Here is a 17,139-nt window from a genome sequence, read left to right as displayed (position 1 = left end):
TGAGGCCCGGCGCGTACCGCGCGGTTACATGAGCCGGGGTACGGCCCCGATAGCCGCAACCAGCCGCAACCAGTCGCGAGGGAGCAATGAGCGAAGCACGCGAGAACCGGGACAGCGATGCCTACGACGTGGTGGTGCTGGGCGCCGGTCCGGTCGGCCAGAACGTTGCCGACCGGGCTCGCGCCGCCGGCCTCACCGTGGCCGTCGTGGAGCGGGAACTGGTCGGCGGCGAATGCTCCTACTGGGCCTGCGTCCCCAGCAAGGCCCTGCTGCGGCCGGTCATCGCGGTCGCCGATACCCGCCGGGTGGACGGTGCCCGCCAGGCCGTCACCGGTCGGCTCGACACCGACCGGGTCTTCGCCCGACGCGACCACTACGTCACCGACTGGGATGACGCCGGACAGGCCGAGTGGGTGAAGTCCATCGGCGCCGACCTGTACCGCGGCCACGGCCGCATCGACGGTCCCCGCCGCATCACGGTCACCAGGGACGACGGCACACGCCTCACCCTCACCGCCCGGCACGCGGTGGCCATTGCCACCGGCAGCCGGCCGTTGCTGCCCGACATCCCCGGCATCGAGGAGGCCCGGCCGTGGACGAACCGGCACGGCACCGACTCCAGCGCGGTCCCGGGCCGGCTCGCCATCGTCGGAGGCGGCGGAGTCGGCATTGAGATGGCCACTCTCTGGCAGGGCCTGGGCTCCCAGGTCACTCTGCTTGCCCGCCGCCGCCTGATTCCGCGCATGGAACCCTTCGCGGGCGAGCTGGTCGCACGCGGCCTCACCGAGGCGGGCGTGGACGTACGGGTGGGCACCGAGATCACCGCCGTGCGCCGCCCGGATCCCACCGGGCCGGTCACCCTCACCCTCGACGACGGCAGCGAACTGGAGGCGGACGAGGTCATGTTCGCCACCGGCCGGATGCCCAGCACCGACGACATCGGCCTGGACACGGTCGGCCTCTCCCCGGGCACGTGGCTTGATGTAGACACCACGTGCCTGGTCCGCGGGACCGACGGCGCATGGCTGTACGCCGTCGGCGACGTCAACCACCGGGCCCTGCTGACCCACCAGGGCAAGTACCAGGCGCGGACCGCCGGCGACGCCATCGCGGCCCGCGTCGCAGGCCTCCCCGTGGACGACGGCCCGTGGGGAGACCATGCCACCACCGCCGACCAGCACGCCGTTCCCCAGGTCTTCTTCACCGACCCCGAGGCGGCCGCCGTGGGGCTGACCGCCGAACAGGCGGCCCAAGCAGGCCACCGCATCACGACGGTCGATGTCGACTTCAACGCCGCCCAGGGCGCCAACCTCTACGCCGACAACTACCAGGGCCACGCGCGGATGGTGGTCGACCTCGACCGGGAGGTCCTGCTCGGGGTGACCTTCGTCGGCTCGGGGGTCAGCGAGCTGCTGCACTCGGCGACCGTCGCGGTCGCGGGCGAGGTCCCCCTCAAACGGCTCAGGCACGCGATCGCCTGCTTTCCGACCGTCAGCGAGATCTGGCTCTTTCTGCTGGCCGCCTACCGGCGCGACCGCACCTGAGCGGACGCGAGGGTCCCACCGAGGGGGCCGGTGCCCGGTGGACCGGGTGGTGGGTGCGGCCGGATGACGGCCGCGGGCCTGACGCCGGGGAGGGCGCTGAACCGTTCCGCATCCTGCCGGAGGTGTTACTCGGCTGCGCCGGAGCGGGTGCGCTGGTAGTGGCGCCTGGCCTTCATCCTGTTGCCGCAGACGGCCATGGAACACCAGCGGGCCCCGTTGGTCTTACTGCGGTCGATGAGGAAGCGCCGACAGTCCGGGTTGGCACACGACCGCAGTCGGCCGGGCATCGTCTCCTGCAACGCGCTCCAGGCCAGTACGGCCTCCACCGCCAGCCGGCGTTCCTGCGAGACGTCGAGCTCCCAGGACACCCCCGCGGGGGAGAGGCGCGGGCGGGACGTGACGCCCTCGAGGAGTGGGGCCAGCGATGTGGCCGGCCGGCTGCCACGCACCACGCCCTGCAGGGCATCGCGCGCCTGGAGGAGGTGCCGGTGCTCCTCTGCGCTGCCGTTTCCGCCGTGTTCCTGCTGCCAGGGCCTGGCCGCCTCCGGGTCGGCCAGCTGGTCCTGGACCACCCCGTTGACGACCGGCGTGGTGTTGAGGAGCTCCAGCAGTGCGTCCTGCTGCTCTCGATCGGCCACCGCCGCACCCCCTAACCCGATTGATCCGCTTGACAGGTTACATGAATCATGAGCCCGGTCGTTGCTCGCTGGCCGGAAGTGGATTTGACCGACGCGGCCCCTTCCGGGCCGAGGAGCTGCACGTCGGAGGCGGCTGCGCCGGGTGGTGGCCTCTCGCGCGCAAAGCCTTGAGGTGGGCCGGCGTCCTGCCGTCCGGGTGAAGTGACGCGCCCGACCCCCATCCCAGTCTAACCAACATGAGCTCCTTGACTGGTTAGGGTAAGTGTGCTCGACTGGATACATAACCAGTAAAACTCGATAAAGGGGTTAGGGATATGACCTCCGTAGTCCACCACCGCACCGCCACCGTCAAGGGTCTAGAGGTCTTCTACCGGGAGGCCGGCGACCCGAAGGCGCCCGCCGTGGTCCTCCTCCACGGCTTCCCGACCAGCTCGCACATGTTCCGCCACCTGATCCCGGCGCTCGCTGACCGCTATCACGTGATCGCCCCCGACCACATCGGGTTCGGTCAGTCCGCGATGCCGGCCCTGCAGGACTTCCCGTACACCTTCGCCGCCCTCACCGAGGTCACCTCCGGCCTGCTGGACCAGCTGGGCATCGACCGGTTCGCGATGTACGTGCAGGACTACGGCGCCCCTATCGGCTGGCGGCTCGCACTCCAGGCGCCGGACCGCGTCACCGCGATCATCACCCAGAACGGCAACGCCTACGAAGAGGGCTTCGTCAAGCCCTTCTGGGACGGCGTCTTCGCTTACGCCAAGGCCCCGGGGCCGGATACCGAAGCGCCCATGCGCGGCGCCCTGACCCTTGAGGTCACCCGCTGGCAGTACCTGAACGGTGTCGCAGACCCGAGCCTGGTCAGCCCCGACAACTGGGTCCACGACCAGGCGCTGCTGGACAGACCCGGCAACGACGAGATCCAGCTCAAGCTCTTCCGCGACTACCCCACCAACGTGGACCTCTATCCGCAGGTCCATCAGTACTTCCGCGACTCCCAGGTCCCGCTGTTGGCGGTCTGGGGCGCCAACGATGAGATCTTCGGCCCGGACGGCGCCACGGCGTTCAGCCAGGACCTGCCCGATGCCGAGATCCATCTGATCGAGTCCGGGCACTTCGCCCTGGAAAGCCACTTCGAGACCATCACCGAGCACATCCGCGGCTTCCTCGCCCGCGTTCTCTCCTGACGCTCAGGGCGACCGCCGCTCGGATTCGAGCCTCCAGGTTGGAGTGCGTGCATGCACTCGTTCTCGCGTGGCGATCCTCGGCGGTCCGGGGACGCCAGGAGCCGGCGGGCCATCCGCCGGCGGGCGTGACGGCCGAGGGGGCCGGCCCGCTCCCACGGCACTCCAACCTGCGGTGGATCTCCGTGGCGGCGCCTCCGCCGCATGGGGGAGGCGGATCCTGCGCCGGGCCGATCCCTGCGAGCTGCGGATCCAGAACGGTGATCCCATGGCAATCAGCGAGACGAGCCCCACGACGCCGGTCGAGGGGACCGAGCGGCCTGTGCGGCTCCGGGCGGAGCGGACAGAGCGCACTACCCGGGAGAGGGGAAGCCGCCGCCATCGGGCGACATACGACGCTGCCGGGATGGGTGCCGGAGTGTCTGCGCGAGCGGTCCACTCGCGGACCGATCCATTGCGGGCGATGAGGGACTGCCTCCGATGATTTGGCTCATGTCGTTCCCGGCGTTCGCGTGTCTACTGGTCTTGTTCGCCCTGGTGGAGAGCGCGTGGCGATGGTTCACGGGGCTGGGCCTGATCCCGTGGCTGCGCAGGCGCACGGAGCGGTCGTTGTCGACCACGGCCTTCGACGAATTCACGGCGGTCGTGAACGGAAACAAGGCGGTGGAGCTGGAGCAGCGGCGGGTGGAGCTGCTGCGGCGGGACGACGAGAGCGACGGTGCGCCGCCTCGCTCCAGCATCGACCTGGCCAAGGGCACCGCGTTCATAGTGCTGCCACAGGCAGCGGACGGCTCGGGCGTAGGCGGGCGCGATGCCCTTGAGGGCCGACGGTGAGACGCGAACCGGAGGGAACGGGTCGGCCGGGGCCAGGTCTTCCTTGCGCGCCCGCCTTGCCGGACCTGTTCAGACGGTCTTGATCTGGCCGCCGTCGATGACCCATTCGGCGCCGGTGATGTTTCGGGCGCGTGCGGACGCCAGGAAGGCGACGAGGTCGGCGACCTCCTGAGGTTCGCTGATCCGTCCTGTGGAGATGCCCATCTGCCGCGGCACGATCTCGTCCATCGCCTCCTGGGCGCTGGTGCCGGCCTCGGCGGCGACGGCTTCGGCGAAGCCGCCGGGAGCGGTCCAGAACGGCGTGCGGACCGGCCCCGGGGCAACGGCGTTGACCCGCACGCCACGCGGTGCGAACTCTTCCGACAGCGCCTTGGTGAGGTTGCTCAACGCGGCTTTGGCCGCCGAGTAGTCGACCACCATGGGGAAGGGCAGGCGTGCGTTGATGGAGCTGATGTTGACGATCGCTCCGCCGCCGTCGGCGAGGAGGTGGGGCAAGGCGGCGCGCGTGGTGCGGACCGCGCTGAAGAAGGTCAGGTTGAAGACCCGCTGCCATTCGGAGTCGTGGACGTCCAGGAAGCTGTTGCGCGGTGAGGTCACGCCCAGGTTGTTGACGAGTACGTCGATCCGGCCGTGCCGTTCCGCAGTGGCCTGCACCAGGCGGTCCGCGCCGTGCGGTTCGGCCAGGTCGATGCTGACGAAGGTCAGGTCGTGCCGCTCGCGCAGGGCGGTGAGCTGCGGGGACTCCGTACGGCTGCCGACGACGACGCGAGCCCCCTCACCCGCGAGTGCCTCGGCGACGGCCAGGCCGATCCCCTTGCTGCCACCGGTGACCACGGCGACCTTGTCCGTGAGTTCCAGATCCATGGGCGGCGCACTCCTCGACGTGATGCTCATGCGATGTGCAGCGCACATCAGGCGCATATCGGGCATATGTCTGCGGATCGAGTATCGCGTGCGCATCCGCCGCCGTTCCCACCGACACACGCCCGCGGCGCACCCCGCACCGTCCGGCCCGATGGTGCACCGAGGGGCGAGGCGGGGTGGGCCCCTGCGCACTCGCCCCACCACAGCGTGCAGGCCAGGCCCTGCATGCCCACCTGCCCGGGTGACAGGCCCATGCCCGCCGCCGAGGTGTCCTTGCCGCCGAACGACCGGCGTCGGCCTATGCGCCTGGGTAGTCGTGAAAGCCGCGGCCGGTCTTCTTCCCGAGTTGGCCGGCCTCGACCATACGGAGCAGCAGCGGGGGCGGCGCGTACAGCGGCTCCTTGAACTCGGCGTACATGGACCGGGCGATGGCGTGTGTGGTGTCGAGCCCGATGAGATCGGCGAGGGCCAGCGGGCCCATGGGGTGGGCGCAGCCGAGCACCATGGCGTGATCGATGTCCGTGGCGGAGGCACAGCCGGACTCCAGCATCCGGATTGCCGACAGCAGATACGGGATGAGCAGTGCGTTCACCACGAAGCCGGCGCGGTCGGTGGAGTGGATGACCTGCTTGTCCAGCGTGGCGGTGACGAAGCGCTCCGCACGCCGTCGGGTCTCGTCGCAGGTGAGCAGGGAGGGCACGAGTTCCACCAGACGGAGCACCGGTACGGGGTTGAAGAAGTGGATGCCGATGACCTGCTCGGGCCTGCTCGTGGCCGTTCCGAGCTTGGTGATCGGGATGGCGGAGGTATTGGAGGCGAGGATGGCGTCCTCGCGTTCGACGACCTTGTCGAGGGTGGCGAAGACCTCGAGCTTGACCCGCTCGGTCTCGGTGACGGCTTCGACGACCAGGTCCCGGTCGGCGAACTCGCCGAGGTCGGTGGTGAATCGCACCCGGGCCAGCGCCCTCGCACGGTCCGCTTCCGACAGCTTGCCGCTGCTCACGCCGCGGGCCAGCGAACGCAGGACGCGCTGTCGCCCGGAGGCCAGTGCTTCCGGGCCGGTTTCGGCGACGAGGACGTCGAGCCCGGCCCGGGCGCATACCTCGGCGATGCCGGAGCCCATCAGCCCGGCGCCCACGACGCCGATCCGGCGAATGGTGTCCATGCGGTCCGTGCGGTCCATACGGTCCGTGCGTTCCATCTGGTCCATGGGGTCCATGCCTTCTGTTCCTTCAGTGGTGCGGGTGAGTACGGGCGGGGAGCGCGGTGAGCTCCAGATAGGCACCTTCGTGTCCGCCGGTCAGCAGCCGCTGGGCGCTGCCGGTGGCGTGGCGGGCCCGCCACGGATGCTCGATGCCTCCGCTGTGCGGGAGGTAGTGGGGGAAGCAGCTGGACGCGACCTGGAGCCGGAGCCGGTGGCCCGGTTCGAGGCGGTGGCCGGTGTCGCCGAGTGCGATGTCGGCCCGGTGCCATCCATCGGCGACGGACGTGCCGGACATCCGGTACGGCGCCTCCAGGATCCGTCGGCTGATGCCGTCGGGAGCCACGTCGCAGAGCTTGACGACGAGATGGGCGGCGGGCGCCGTGGAGGCGACCGGCAGCACGAGGCGGACCGGGCCGGTCAGTTGCCATGGGGCGGCGGAGGCGGGGCCGGTGAAGGTCAGGACGTCCGGCCGCCGCTCGACCGTCCGCTCGTCCGCCGGCGCCAGCAGGGGACGCCACCAGTTGAGGTCGGTGGCCGGGACGAGGTTCCCGGGGTCGTGCTCCCACCTCACGGAAAGGGATGCCGTGTCGGGCCGTGCGGAGAGCGCTCCCCCCTCGGGGCCGGTCGCCGCGGCCGGGGCGTCGGCGAGGTGGAGCCGGACGGTGACCGTTCCGGCCGGTGGCCAGCTGCCGGCCGTGTGCCAGCCGCCGGCCGTGCTCTGCCAGCGGACGGGCGGTGGCGGTGCGCCCGTTCCGCCCCTGCCGAGGTGCCGGTGCAGGAAGTCGATCACCGGGCGCAGCGAACGGTCCAGCATCGTTTCCCGGGCGACCGCTTCGGTGAGGTGATCGGGGCTGCGCCCGCCCGAGGTGAACATGTCGTCCTGATGGTCGACGGCGGCGGCCACCAGGTACTGAGGTGCGCCCGACGCGCGCCGGGCCCGCCGCCAGTCGCTCAGCTGGCCGCCCTGGAACAGGTCGTACCAGCCCGTGCAGTGCAGGGTGGGCACCCGCCCGTGCCCCGGATCCCGGCCGCCGAAAGCCAGCTGCCGCCAGCGTGGGTCGCCGGGCGGTGTGGTGGCCCACTCGGCCGTCGGCAGTACCGCGGGCCCGGCGGGCAGTCCGTCGAGGAGTTCCGCGAACGGCCGGCGCGACCAGTCGGGGACGGACACGAGATTGGCGCGGTCGGTCCAGGTGGAGGTCAGCCACTCCGCCATGGGGCCGAGCCGGAACATCCCGTTGCGGTGGACGAGTTCGCCGCCGATGTCGGTTGTCGTCAGGCGGGACACGAGCGCACGGACGGCCGGATGACCGCAGGAGACCGCGGCCCAGGCGGTGAAGCCGTAGTAGGAGTTGCCCCAGCAGCCCACCGTGCCGTCCGACCAGGGCTGGGCCGTGATCCACTCCAGTGTGTCCCAGGCGTCGCGGACCTCGGCGGCGAACGGGACCGGCTCGCCCTCGGAACGGATCTTGCCGCGGACGTCCTGCGTCACCACGGCCAGCCCCGCCTCGGTGAGCCGGGCCGCGATGTCCGGCAGCAGCGTGTCCGGGTGCGTCTGGTCGTACGGGGTGCGGATCAGCACCGCCGGACGGCTCGTACGGGAGCGGCGCGCGGACGGCAGGTAGACCTCGGTGTGCAGCCGGACGCCGTCCCGGAGGCGCACCCGGAAGGGTTCCGCTTCCGGAAGCGGCGTGCCGAACGGCATGGGGGAGGCGGTGCTCACCCGGCGTGGCCCGAGGGCGACAGGCCGGCCGGGGCGTCCCCGTCGAGCCCCGCGTCGGCGGTGGCGATCACGGCTCGTTCGGCCGGCAGATCCAGCGACCGGCAGACCGCCAGGTACAGCCCCGCGGAGACCGCCAGGCCCACCAGCATGGTGATGTCGAGGCCGCCCATCCATCGGGCCACGGGCCCCATGCTGTCGCCCACCACCGCGAACGGCATCATCGCGGCGAACCCGACGACGTACGACACCAGGCCTCGCCAGCTCCAACGCCCGTATGTTCCCCGCGGGTTGAAGATCTCGCGGATGGAGTAGCGGCCGCGGCGCACCACGTAGAAGTCGACCAGGTTGATCGCGGTCCACGGGGTGAAGAGATAGCCGAGCACGACGAGGAAGTGCTCGAACTGGTGGAGGAAGGTCTCGTCCGAGCCGAAGGCGATGGCCGTGGACAGCAGGCCGATGACGACGAGCGTGACCACCCGCTTGGCCACGGTGGGCCGGATCGGCCGGATCGAGTCCATGCTCGACAGCAGGGTGAGGCTGCCGCCGTAGAAGTTGAGCGTGCCGATGGTGATCAGCGGCAGCACCGACACCAGCAGCAGGGTCGTGCCGAACCCGTGGAAGATCTCGTCGCCCGCCGAGATGACCGATTCGACGAGGGCCGCCTTGGGGAACAGGCCGGCCGCCACCGTACCCACGAGCATCATCCAGGCGCCGCCGACGGTCGCGCCGAGGTACGTCCACCAGAACGAGGACCGCACGCCCACCGTCGGTGGCAGGTAGCGGGAGTAGTCGGAGACGTAGATCGACCAGGACAGCTGGTAGACCGCGGCCGTGAAGAACTGGACCAGGAAGGGCGCGAGGGCGAACGCGCCGAGGTCGACCTGTGCGGGGCTGAACGGGTCCACGGCCAGGATGCCGACGCTGAACACGATCAGCGCCGCGAGCATGACGTACGTCAGCCAGCGCGACGCCCGGTGGATGAAGTCGTAGCCGACCACCGCCAGCACGATGCCCACCACCGCGTAGCCGAGATAGCTCACCGGGTCGGGCACCCCGGCCAGATGCTCCAGGGTGCGGCCGACCAGGATCTGGTTGAACGCCGTGTACCCGATGTACGTCACCAGCGCGGTGATCCACACCAGCAGGGCCCCGACATACCCGAACTGCGGGCGGGACTGCACCATTTGCGGCAGCCCCAGCTGCGGACCCTGGGTGGAGTGGAAGGCCATGAAGAAGGTGCCGAAGGCACAGCCGAGGACGACCGCGACGGCCGTCCAGATCAGATTGCCGCCGAGCGCGACGCCGATGGCGCCGGTGGCCACGGTGGCCAGGTGGGCGTCACCGGCGAACCACACCGGGAACAGGTGCCAGACCTTGCCGTGGCGTTCGGCCAGCGGCACGTAGTCGATGGAACGGGTTTCGATGACGGGGCGGCCGGCGGCGGATTCCGGGGTGGCCGGGGGAGTGGCGGACGCGTTCGAGCGCGAGGTGAAGGTCATCTCGGGACCTCGTTCGGTGGGTGGGTTGCCTGGTTGAGGGAGGCGTACGCCAGCTGCTCCAGGAGCAGGGAGGCCTCGCGCGGGGAGTCCGCGGCCACATCGATGACCCGTTTGGTGACGGCGACCGCGAGCGGGGGCAGGGCGGCCAGTTCACCGGCGAGCCGCAGGGCGTGGTCCAGGTGTGCGCCCTCGTCGGCGACCTCGGTGAGCAGCCCCCAGGAGAGGGCCTCGGCGGCCGTCAGGCGGCGGCCGCGGAGGACGAGTTCGCGGGCGCGGGCCGGGCCGACGAGGCGGGTCGTCCGGTAGGTGCCGCCGGAGCTGGGGAGGATGCCGATCCCCACCTCCGGCAGACCGAAGGTGGCGGTCGGGTCCGCGATGCGGAAGTCGGCGGCGAGAGCGAGCTCCAGTCCGCCGCCGAGGCAGTATCCGGCGATCGCGGCGACGGTGGGCTGCGGGAGCGCGGCCACCTTCTCGTAGACGGCGCCGGAGTCCCGGTAGTAGGCGGCGATCGCCTCGGGGGTCATCTCGCGCAGCTCGCCGGTGTCGGCGCCGGCGGAGAACACCGTGTCGCCACCGGTGAGGACGACGGCGCGCGCGGTGGTGACCGCCTTGTCGTCGAGTGCCCGGAGCAGTGCGCGTTCGAGAGCGGTGGAGAGGGCGTTGAGTTTGGCCGCCCGGCGCAGCGTCAGCACGGCGGTGCCTTCGCTGCGCCGGATCTCGACGGTGCCAGCTGCGGTCATGCGCCGGCGCCCGCTGCGGCCCGGGGGAAGTCGAGGAGGCCGAGGCCGCGCTTGCCGATCTCGTTGGCGATGACCAGGCGCTGGATCTCGGACGTGCCTTCCCAGATGCGGTCGACGCGCAGCTCGCGGTAGAGCCGCTCGACCGGGTAGTCGCGCATATAGCCGCGGCCGCCGAAGATCTGCACGGCGCGGTCGATGACGCGGCCCGCCGCTTCGGAGGCGGACAGCTTGGCCATGGCCGCCTTGGCGTGCAGGGTCTTGCGGTCGCCGCCCTGGTCGAACTCCCAGGCAACCTGGTGGACGAAGGCGCGGTTGACGGCGATGTCGACCGCCGAGTCGGCGAGCATGGCCTGGATCAGCTGGCGTTCGATCAGCGGCTGCCCGCCCTGGACCCGTTCGCGGGCCCACTCGGTGGCGAGGGCGAGGGCCCGCTCGGCGGCGCCGACGGTGCGGGCACCGATCATCAGGCGCTCCTCCGTGAACCAGCTGCGGGTGAGGTCGTAGCCGCCGCCGATCTCGCCCAGGACCGTGTCGCCGCCGACCTCGACGCCGTCGAAGATGTACTCGGGGTGCTCGTAGACGAAGGTGTGCATATAGCGGGGGACGCGCTTGAGGCGGACGCCCGGCAGGTCCTTGTCGACGAGGAAGAGGGTGGGCGCCTTCTCCTCGCCCACCAGGGCGAGCACGAGGAAGAAGTCGGCGGCGTCGCCCACGGTGACGAACCACTTCTCGCCGTCGATGCGGTAACCGTCGGCGGTCGGGGTGGCCGTGGTGGTGATGCCCTGCGGGTCGGACCCGGCGTCGGCCTCGGTGATGGCGACGGCATCGCGGCGCCGTCCGAGGATGTCCGGTACGAGGTAGCGCTCGCGCTGCTCGGAGGTGCAGGCGGAGAGGGCGTTGGCGGGCCGCCACACCGTGTCCCAGAGGGCGTTGGTGAGCTTGCCGAGCTCCTCCTGGACGACGACCTGCTCCAGCACGCTCAGTCCGGCGCCGCCCCACTCGGTGGGCATGTTGACCGCCTGCAGACCGCTGGCCAGCACCGCTTCGCGGATGGACCGGTGCGCTTCGGGGGAGAGGCCGTTGTCGGTCTCGCAGGCGTCCTCGTGGACCATGATCTTGGTGGCGAGTGCGGCGGCCCGCTCCTTGAGCTCGGCCAGGCGCGGGGTGTAGGCGAATTCCATCAGGCTGTCTCCTTGTCGAGTACGTACGAGGGTCCGGTCAGTTGCCGAGGACGATGCGGGCGTCCAGCCCCGTGGCGCCGCTCGGGGTGACGAGCAGGGGATTGACCTCCAGCTCGGCGATCTCGGGATGTGCGGCGGCGACGGTGGTGATGGCCTCGATGGCGCGCGCCGCGGCCGCGATGTCGACGGCCGGGCGCCCGCGTACGCCGTGCAGCAGCGGCGCGGCGGCCAGGCGTTCCAGCAGGGCCTGTGCATCCGCGGCCGTGACGGGGGCCAGGCCGAGGCGGATATCGCGCAGCACCTCGGTGAGGGTGCCGCCCAGGCCGACGAGCGCCACCGGGCCGAAGCGGGGATCGCGCCGTACGCCGACGATGAGTTCGACGCCGTCCCGGGAGTCGGCCATGGCCTCGACGCAGTAGCCCGGCGGGTCGAGGCGGCGGGCCATATCGGCGTGCGCGGCCCGGACGGATGCCTCGTCGGCGAGACCGAGGGCGACGCCGCCGGCATCGGACTTGTGCAGCAGCCCCATGGCCTTGAGGACGACGGGCCCGTCGATGCCGGCGGCGGCCGCCGCGGCCTCGTCCTCCGTACGGACCAGGTGAGCGGCGGGGAACTCCAGGCCGCCCTGCCGCAGGAGTTCGCGGGCGCTCCAGTAGTCGTCGCCGGTGACGGGGACGGCCGGGGCGGGCACCGCCGGGACGTGCGGGGTGGGCCGCTCGGCACGGTCCGCGATGCGGCCGAGGACCTGCGCGGCGTGCTCGACGGAGCCAAAGACGCAGACCCCGCGGCGGCGGAGTTCGACGGCGGCCGGCGCGTCCGCGTACATGGTGTGGACGGCGACGGGCTTGCCGTGGTGGCGGATCCGCTCGGCCATCACGCGGGCGGTGGCGACCTCGGCGTCCGCGAGGGCCTCGCCGTATCCTCCGTAGCCGCCGAAATAGCCGGTGACCAGCACGGAGTCCACCGCGTCGGCGCCGAGGGCGAGGTCGAGGACGCGCCCGAAGGAGGTGATGTCCCGCTCTCCCGCCCCGGCGAGGTCGACCGGGTTGGCGGTGCCCGCGGACGGGGGCAGCTCGGCCTTCAGCCCGGCGACGAGGCCGGCGCCGAACTCCGGGACCTGGAGGCCCTGCGCCTCGGCGACATCGCTGGCGAGCGAGGCGTGGCCGCCCCCGTCCGCGATGACGGCGACCCGGCGTCCGCCGCCGCGCCGATTGCGGTGCAGCGCGCCCAGCAGATGGGCGAGTTCGGCGACGGTGGCGACGCGATCGACCCCGGCGGCCCGGCAGGCCGCGTCGATCACGGCGGAGTCGCTGGTGAGCGCGCCGGTGTGGGAGCGGGCGCCGCGCATCGAGGCCTGGCCCGCGCCGACGGTGAGCAGCGCGACCGGCTTCCCGGCCCGTACGGCGTCGGCGGCGGCGCGGGCGAAGGCGCGGCCGTCGCCGAAGTCCTCGCAGTACAGGGCGATCAGCTCGGTGCCGTCGTGCTCGGTGTAGCTGCGGATGAGGTCGGCGGCCGTCAGATCGGCCTGGTTGCCGAGCGAGGCGAAGCGGGCGAAGCCGAGCCCGTCCCGTTCGAGGAAGCGGCCGAGCTCCAGGGCCATGTTGCCGCTCTGGGAGACCAGGCCGACCCGGCCCACGGGCATGTCGTTGGAGGCCAGGCACAGGTCGGAGGTGGTGTCGAGCACACCGAGACAGTTGGGGCCGAGCAGGACGGCGCCGGCCCGGCGGATGCGGTCGGCCAGGGCCGCCTCGCGCGCCCTGCCCTCCTCGCCCAGCTCCGCGAAGCCGGCGGTGATGCCGACGATGGCGCGGGCCCCGGCGGCGAGGGCGTCCTCGACGGCCTCGTCGAATCCGGCGGCGGGCACGGCGATGACGGCCAGGTCGACGCCATCGGGGGCATCGACGGCCCGCCGGTGGACGGCGCGGCCGAGGACCGGTTCGCCGCGGCGGTTGACCAGATGGACGGGACGGCGGTGCTCGCCGCGCAACGCCTGCACGCTGAGCCAATTGCCGTACTTGGTCTGGTCGTTGCTGGCACCGATGACGGCGACGGACGCGGGGGCGAAGAGCCCGGACAGGTCGCGTACGGCGGGGGCCGCGGGGTCGTGGCGGGGCAAGGTCGTCGTCACGGGTTCTCCTCCGCGGGGTCGGGGGTGACGAGAACGTCGGCGGCCGGCACCGGATGTCCGGTGCCCCAGGCGTCGGCGCCGCCGTCGACGGTGATCGTGGTGCCGGTGATGTACGAGCCGCCCGGTGAGGCGAGGAAGCACAGCAGGCCGGACACCTCCTCCGGGCGGCCGAACCGGCCGAGCGGCACGGCCTGTTCCCAGCGGCGCCGGTCCGCCGCGTCGTACGCCGCCTCCATGCCGTCGGTGGCGATGGTGCCGGGCGCGACGCAGACGGTGCGGATGCCGTAGCGGCTCCACTCCAGCGACAGTCCGGCGGCGAGGTTCTCCAGCGCGGCGCGGGCGGCGGTGGCGTGCACCATGCCGGGGATGCCGCGGCGCGGGGAGAACGCCATGAAGAAGACGGCCCCGGAACGGTTGGGGATCATGGAGCGGACGGCGACCTCGCGGGTCATCGCCCAGCCGGCGTCCACCGCCAGATCGTGCACGGCCCGCCAGCCCTTGGGGGTGATCTCCTCGGCGGGCGCGGTGAACTGGCCGCCCGCGTTGTTGACGAGCACGTCCACGCGGCCGAAGGCCTCCAGGGCCGCGTCGACGACGCGCCCGGCCTCGCCCTCGGCCCGGATGTTCGCGGGCACGGCCAGGCAGGTCCCGCCGGCGGCCGCGATCTCGGCGGCCACCTTCTCCAGCGGTTCCGGCCGGCGGCCGCACACCACGACCCGGGCTCCGCAGGAGGCGAAGTCGATGGCCACGGCCCGGCCGATGCCGGTGCCTCCGCCCGTGACGAGCACGACCTTGCCGTCGTGGACGTCCGGGCGCAGCGGTGTTGGTCCCACAGCGCTCTCTTTCTCTTCCGAAAGCGGGTTGCGACCTCTCGCGATCAGCAGATCGCAATGAACTGACTGATGCGTTGGTCGGGAATGCGGCATCACTCTGAGCCCGCCCGCAGGGGAGTGTCAATAGGTAGTGGGAGCTGGAATTTTGAGGATCGCGGCCGGATTTGGAGTGCCCCGTTCCGACCGGCGGCATTGCGATTACCGCAACACTGGCGCTACGGTTCCGGGCCATGGACGAGACAGCGCAGCGCGTGCGCCGGATCATCGACGGGGCCGCGGAGACACACCGCGACTTCGCGGCCCGGATCGGCCTCGAACCGACCAAGCTCTCCAAGTCCCTCAGAGGGCGCCGACGCTTCACCTCCGGCGAGCTGGCCGCCGTCGCAGCGGCCGGAGGGGTGAGCGTCGAATGGCTGGTGCACGGAGTCGGCCCCGGGCCTGCGGAACAACGGGCCGACCCGCTCGGGGGGACGCCCGGCGACCCGGACCGGGCGGGCGACGAGCGCCGCACCGAGTTCCTCGAAGCCGCCTGGCGGCTGATCTCGGAGCACGGCTACCACGCCGTACGGATCACCGACATCGCCCGCGCCTGCGGCGCCAGCAGCGGCGCCGTGCACTACTACTTCCCGACCAAGCAGGACGTGCTGAACGCCGCACTGCTGCACTGCGTCGAGAGCGCCTTCGAGCGGCAGAGCGCCGAGCTGAAAAGCGTGGACAGCGCCTACGAGCGGCTGCTGCGGCTGATCGACCTGCAGCTCCCGGCCGACGGCCGCATCCGGGACGAGTGGCTGGTCTGGCTGCAGTTCTGGGCCGAGACCGCGCTCCGCCCCGAACTGCGCGCCCTCCACAACGACTTCTACGCCCGCTGGCGCGAGGCCGTGGTACGCATCGTGCGCCGGGGGCAGCACCAGGGGCAGTTCCGGGCCGACACCGACGCCGAACAGCTCGCCCTAGGCCTCACCGCGCTCACCGACGGCCTGGCCATCCAGGTGCTGACCGGCGCACCCGGCGTGACGACGAAGCGGATGCGCGTCGTCCTCCTGGACTTCATCGAGCGCGAACTCCTCGTGCCCAAGACACTTACAGAAAAGGCGGAACGTGCCGATGTCTGATCCGTACCGGCCGACCGGGACCACCTCGACGCACGGGCCGGAAGGGTTCGAGAAGCGGGTCCGCGCCAACCTCGCCGCCTTCGAGCGACGTACGGTGACGGCCCCGCCGGACGCCCGCCGTGCGGGTGTCTGCCTGACCCTCCACACGCACCGGGGCGAGCCCCATGTGCTGCTGATCAAACGGGCCGCCCGCGGCCGCAACGCGGGCCAGTGGGCCCTGCCCGGCGGTCGCCTCGACGGTGCCGAGACGCCTCAGCAGGCGGCGCTGCGCGAACTCGCGGAGGAGACGGGCATATCCGCCGGCCCGGCCGACGTCGCCGGGTTGCTGGACGACTTCGTCACCGATTCCGGATTCGTCATCACTCCCGTGGTCGTGGTGCCCCGGCCGCCGCTGCGGCCGAAGGGCAACCGCGACGAGGTGCACTCGCTGCACCCGATCCCGCTGCGCCGGCTGACGGACCCGGACGTCCCGCGCTGGCGTACCGATCCGCAAGGCCGGCCGCTGCTGCAGATGCCGCTGCGGCGCGGCATGGTGGTCCACGCACCGACCGGTGCACTGCTGTGGCAGTTCCGTGAGGTGGCCCTGCTGGGCCGGGCCACCAGGGTCGCCGATCTGACGCAGCCGGAGTTCACCCGTACCTGACGACCGGAGGCCGAACGCTGACGTTCCTGGCAACCGGCGCACATATCCCGACGCCCGGTGGGAGTGGCTTGCGGGTGGCGGCGCACTGCCGGGACGGGCTCCTCCCTGTCCGGGAGACGGCGGGGACGAGCTGTCCGAGCTGACGGCCGTCTGGCTGTGCGCCGACGGACCATCATCTCCTTGGCCGATCCGGCCAATTGGCCAAACATCAGGCGGGGTGACCCCCGCCCTGAACGCGATCCCTGCGCGTTCTATGCTGCAGGGGAACCATGATCATGTTCATGTCGTCATGCGTCATGACTGCATCCCCCTGGACAACCGCAGAAGGAAATCCCATGCGCGTTCCCGCCCGTATGTCCCTCACCGTTGCCGCCTGTGCGCTGGCCGCCCTGACCCTGACCGCTTGCGGTCCGGACGGCGACGACAAGGCGGCCGGCGGCGGACCGTCCTCGAAGGCGACCGCTTCCTCATCCGCGGACACGGGTTCGTCCTCGGGCGGGGCGTCGGCCGGGTCGACGGGAGGCGGCGGAGGCGACGGGGTCACGGCGGCGTGCTCGACGAAGAACACCACGGTGGCGTTCACCGCATCGGCCTCCCACGCCAGCGAGCAGCAGCCGGCGACGGCCACGGTCAAGGTCACCAACACCTCGGGCGCAGCCTGCACGATCGTCGGTGCCAGCGTCCTGACGGCCAAGGACGACCAGGGCAAGTCCGAGCCGGTCACGGCGGACACGGCCGGCAACGGCACCGACGGCGTCGACATCAAGCCCGGGGCCACCGCCCAGGCGTCGGTGGCCTACACGGACCTGAACTTCGAGGGCAGCGCGTCGGGCAGGGAGATCTGCGCGGTGCAGGCGTCCAAGGTGGAGATCGCGCTGCCCAAGGACGTGGGCCGTACCGTGCGCGTCACCAAGGCCGACGGCTCGGCCGGCGTCTTCAGCGTGTGCCGGCCGGACGTGAAATTCTCCGGCTTCACCAACTGATCGGGTTGCCTGTCCGACCGTGAACGCCGGTCGAC

The 17,139-nt window shown here is 71.6% G+C and carries 15 protein-coding genes; 6 read left to right on the top strand and 9 right to left on the bottom strand.

The window, feature by feature from the left end; genetic code table 11:
• The first annotated feature begins 86 nt into the window (after nucleotides 1-86).
• A complete protein-coding gene (locus AC5677_RS01345) occupies nucleotides 87-1,544 on the top strand; it encodes a dihydrolipoyl dehydrogenase family protein (protein WP_497193120.1) in 1,458 nt (485 codons plus the stop codon).
• A 125-nt stretch (nucleotides 1,545-1,669) separates the two neighbouring features.
• On the opposite strand, the gene AC5677_RS01340 is transcribed toward AC5677_RS01345, so the two are convergent.
• Nucleotides 1,670-2,182, bottom strand: coding sequence for a CGNR zinc finger domain-containing protein (locus AC5677_RS01340; protein WP_497193119.1), 513 nt, complete (start codon nucleotides 2,180-2,182; stop codon nucleotides 1,670-1,672).
• Nucleotides 2,183-2,496: 314 nt separating this feature from the next.
• Between AC5677_RS01340 and AC5677_RS01335 the strand changes: the two genes are divergently transcribed.
• Both AC5677_RS01335 and AC5677_RS01330 read left to right on the top strand, forming a co-directional pair.
• Nucleotides 2,497-3,366: an alpha/beta fold hydrolase gene (locus AC5677_RS01335; RefSeq protein ID WP_497193118.1), complete on the top strand. Its 870-nt coding sequence runs from the start codon at nucleotides 2,497-2,499 to the stop codon at nucleotides 3,364-3,366.
• Between the two features lie 489 nt (nucleotides 3,367-3,855).
• Nucleotides 3,856-4,197, top strand: coding sequence for a DUF6191 domain-containing protein (locus tag AC5677_RS01330; RefSeq protein ID WP_497193117.1), 342 nt, complete (start codon nucleotides 3,856-3,858; stop codon nucleotides 4,195-4,197).
• A gap of 69 nt (nucleotides 4,198-4,266) precedes the next feature.
• Here AC5677_RS01330 and AC5677_RS01325 read toward each other — a convergent pair whose 3' ends face one another.
• From AC5677_RS01325 to AC5677_RS01290, 8 genes are all read right to left on the bottom strand, one after another.
• On the bottom strand, nucleotides 4,267-5,061 hold the full coding sequence (locus AC5677_RS01325; protein ID WP_497193116.1) for an oxidoreductase: 795 nt from the start codon (nucleotides 5,059-5,061) through the stop codon (nucleotides 4,267-4,269).
• A 298-nt stretch (nucleotides 5,062-5,359) separates the two neighbouring features.
• Nucleotides 5,360-6,226, bottom strand: coding sequence for a 3-hydroxybutyryl-CoA dehydrogenase (locus AC5677_RS01320; protein WP_497196945.1), 867 nt, complete (start codon nucleotides 6,224-6,226; stop codon nucleotides 5,360-5,362).
• A gap of 67 nt (nucleotides 6,227-6,293) precedes the next feature.
• Complete coding sequence (locus AC5677_RS01315) at nucleotides 6,294-7,967, bottom strand: CocE/NonD family hydrolase (protein WP_497193115.1); 1,674 nt, start codon at nucleotides 7,965-7,967, stop codon at nucleotides 6,294-6,296.
• A 14-nt stretch (nucleotides 7,968-7,981) separates the two neighbouring features.
• Nucleotides 7,982-9,484, bottom strand: coding sequence for a purine-cytosine permease family protein (locus tag AC5677_RS01310; protein ID WP_497193114.1), 1,503 nt, complete (start codon nucleotides 9,482-9,484; stop codon nucleotides 7,982-7,984).
• Nucleotides 9,481-10,224, bottom strand: coding sequence for an enoyl-CoA hydratase/isomerase family protein (locus AC5677_RS01305; RefSeq protein ID WP_497193113.1), 744 nt, complete (start codon nucleotides 10,222-10,224; stop codon nucleotides 9,481-9,483). The genes AC5677_RS01310 and AC5677_RS01305 overlap by 4 nt, the downstream gene beginning before the upstream one ends.
• Complete coding sequence (locus AC5677_RS01300) at nucleotides 10,221-11,405, bottom strand: acyl-CoA dehydrogenase family protein (protein ID WP_497193112.1); 1,185 nt, start codon at nucleotides 11,403-11,405, stop codon at nucleotides 10,221-10,223. The genes AC5677_RS01305 and AC5677_RS01300 overlap by 4 nt, the downstream gene beginning before the upstream one ends.
• Nucleotides 11,406-11,442: 37 nt before the next feature.
• Entirely contained in the window at nucleotides 11,443-13,533 is a 2,091-nt protein-coding gene (locus AC5677_RS01295) for an acetate--CoA ligase family protein (protein ID WP_497193111.1), read from the bottom strand.
• Entirely contained in the window at nucleotides 13,530-14,366 is an 837-nt protein-coding gene (locus tag AC5677_RS01290; protein WP_497193110.1) for an SDR family oxidoreductase, read from the bottom strand. Before AC5677_RS01290 ends, AC5677_RS01295 begins: the two co-directional genes overlap by 4 nt.
• 230 nt (nucleotides 14,367-14,596) lie before the next feature.
• On the opposite strand from AC5677_RS01290, the gene AC5677_RS01285 reads away from it, so the two are divergent.
• From AC5677_RS01285 to AC5677_RS01275, 3 genes are all read left to right on the top strand, one after another.
• Complete coding sequence (locus AC5677_RS01285) at nucleotides 14,597-15,478, top strand: TetR/AcrR family transcriptional regulator (protein WP_497193109.1); 882 nt, start codon at nucleotides 14,597-14,599, stop codon at nucleotides 15,476-15,478.
• Nucleotides 15,471-16,121: an NUDIX hydrolase gene (locus AC5677_RS01280; RefSeq protein ID WP_497193108.1), complete on the top strand. Its 651-nt coding sequence runs from the start codon at nucleotides 15,471-15,473 to the stop codon at nucleotides 16,119-16,121. The genes AC5677_RS01285 and AC5677_RS01280 overlap by 8 nt, the downstream gene beginning before the upstream one ends.
• Before the next feature lie 335 nt (nucleotides 16,122-16,456).
• Nucleotides 16,457-17,104 carry a DUF4232 domain-containing protein gene (locus tag AC5677_RS01275; protein WP_497193107.1) on the top strand — a complete coding sequence of 216 codons (648 nt, stop codon included), beginning with the start codon at nucleotides 16,457-16,459 and terminating at the stop codon, nucleotides 17,102-17,104.
• The last annotated feature ends 35 nt before the right edge of the window (nucleotides 17,105-17,139 follow it).

Source organism: Streptomyces sp. JLSY215 (assembly GCF_059682825.1).
This window is presented reverse-complemented; position numbering and strand designations above follow the sequence as displayed.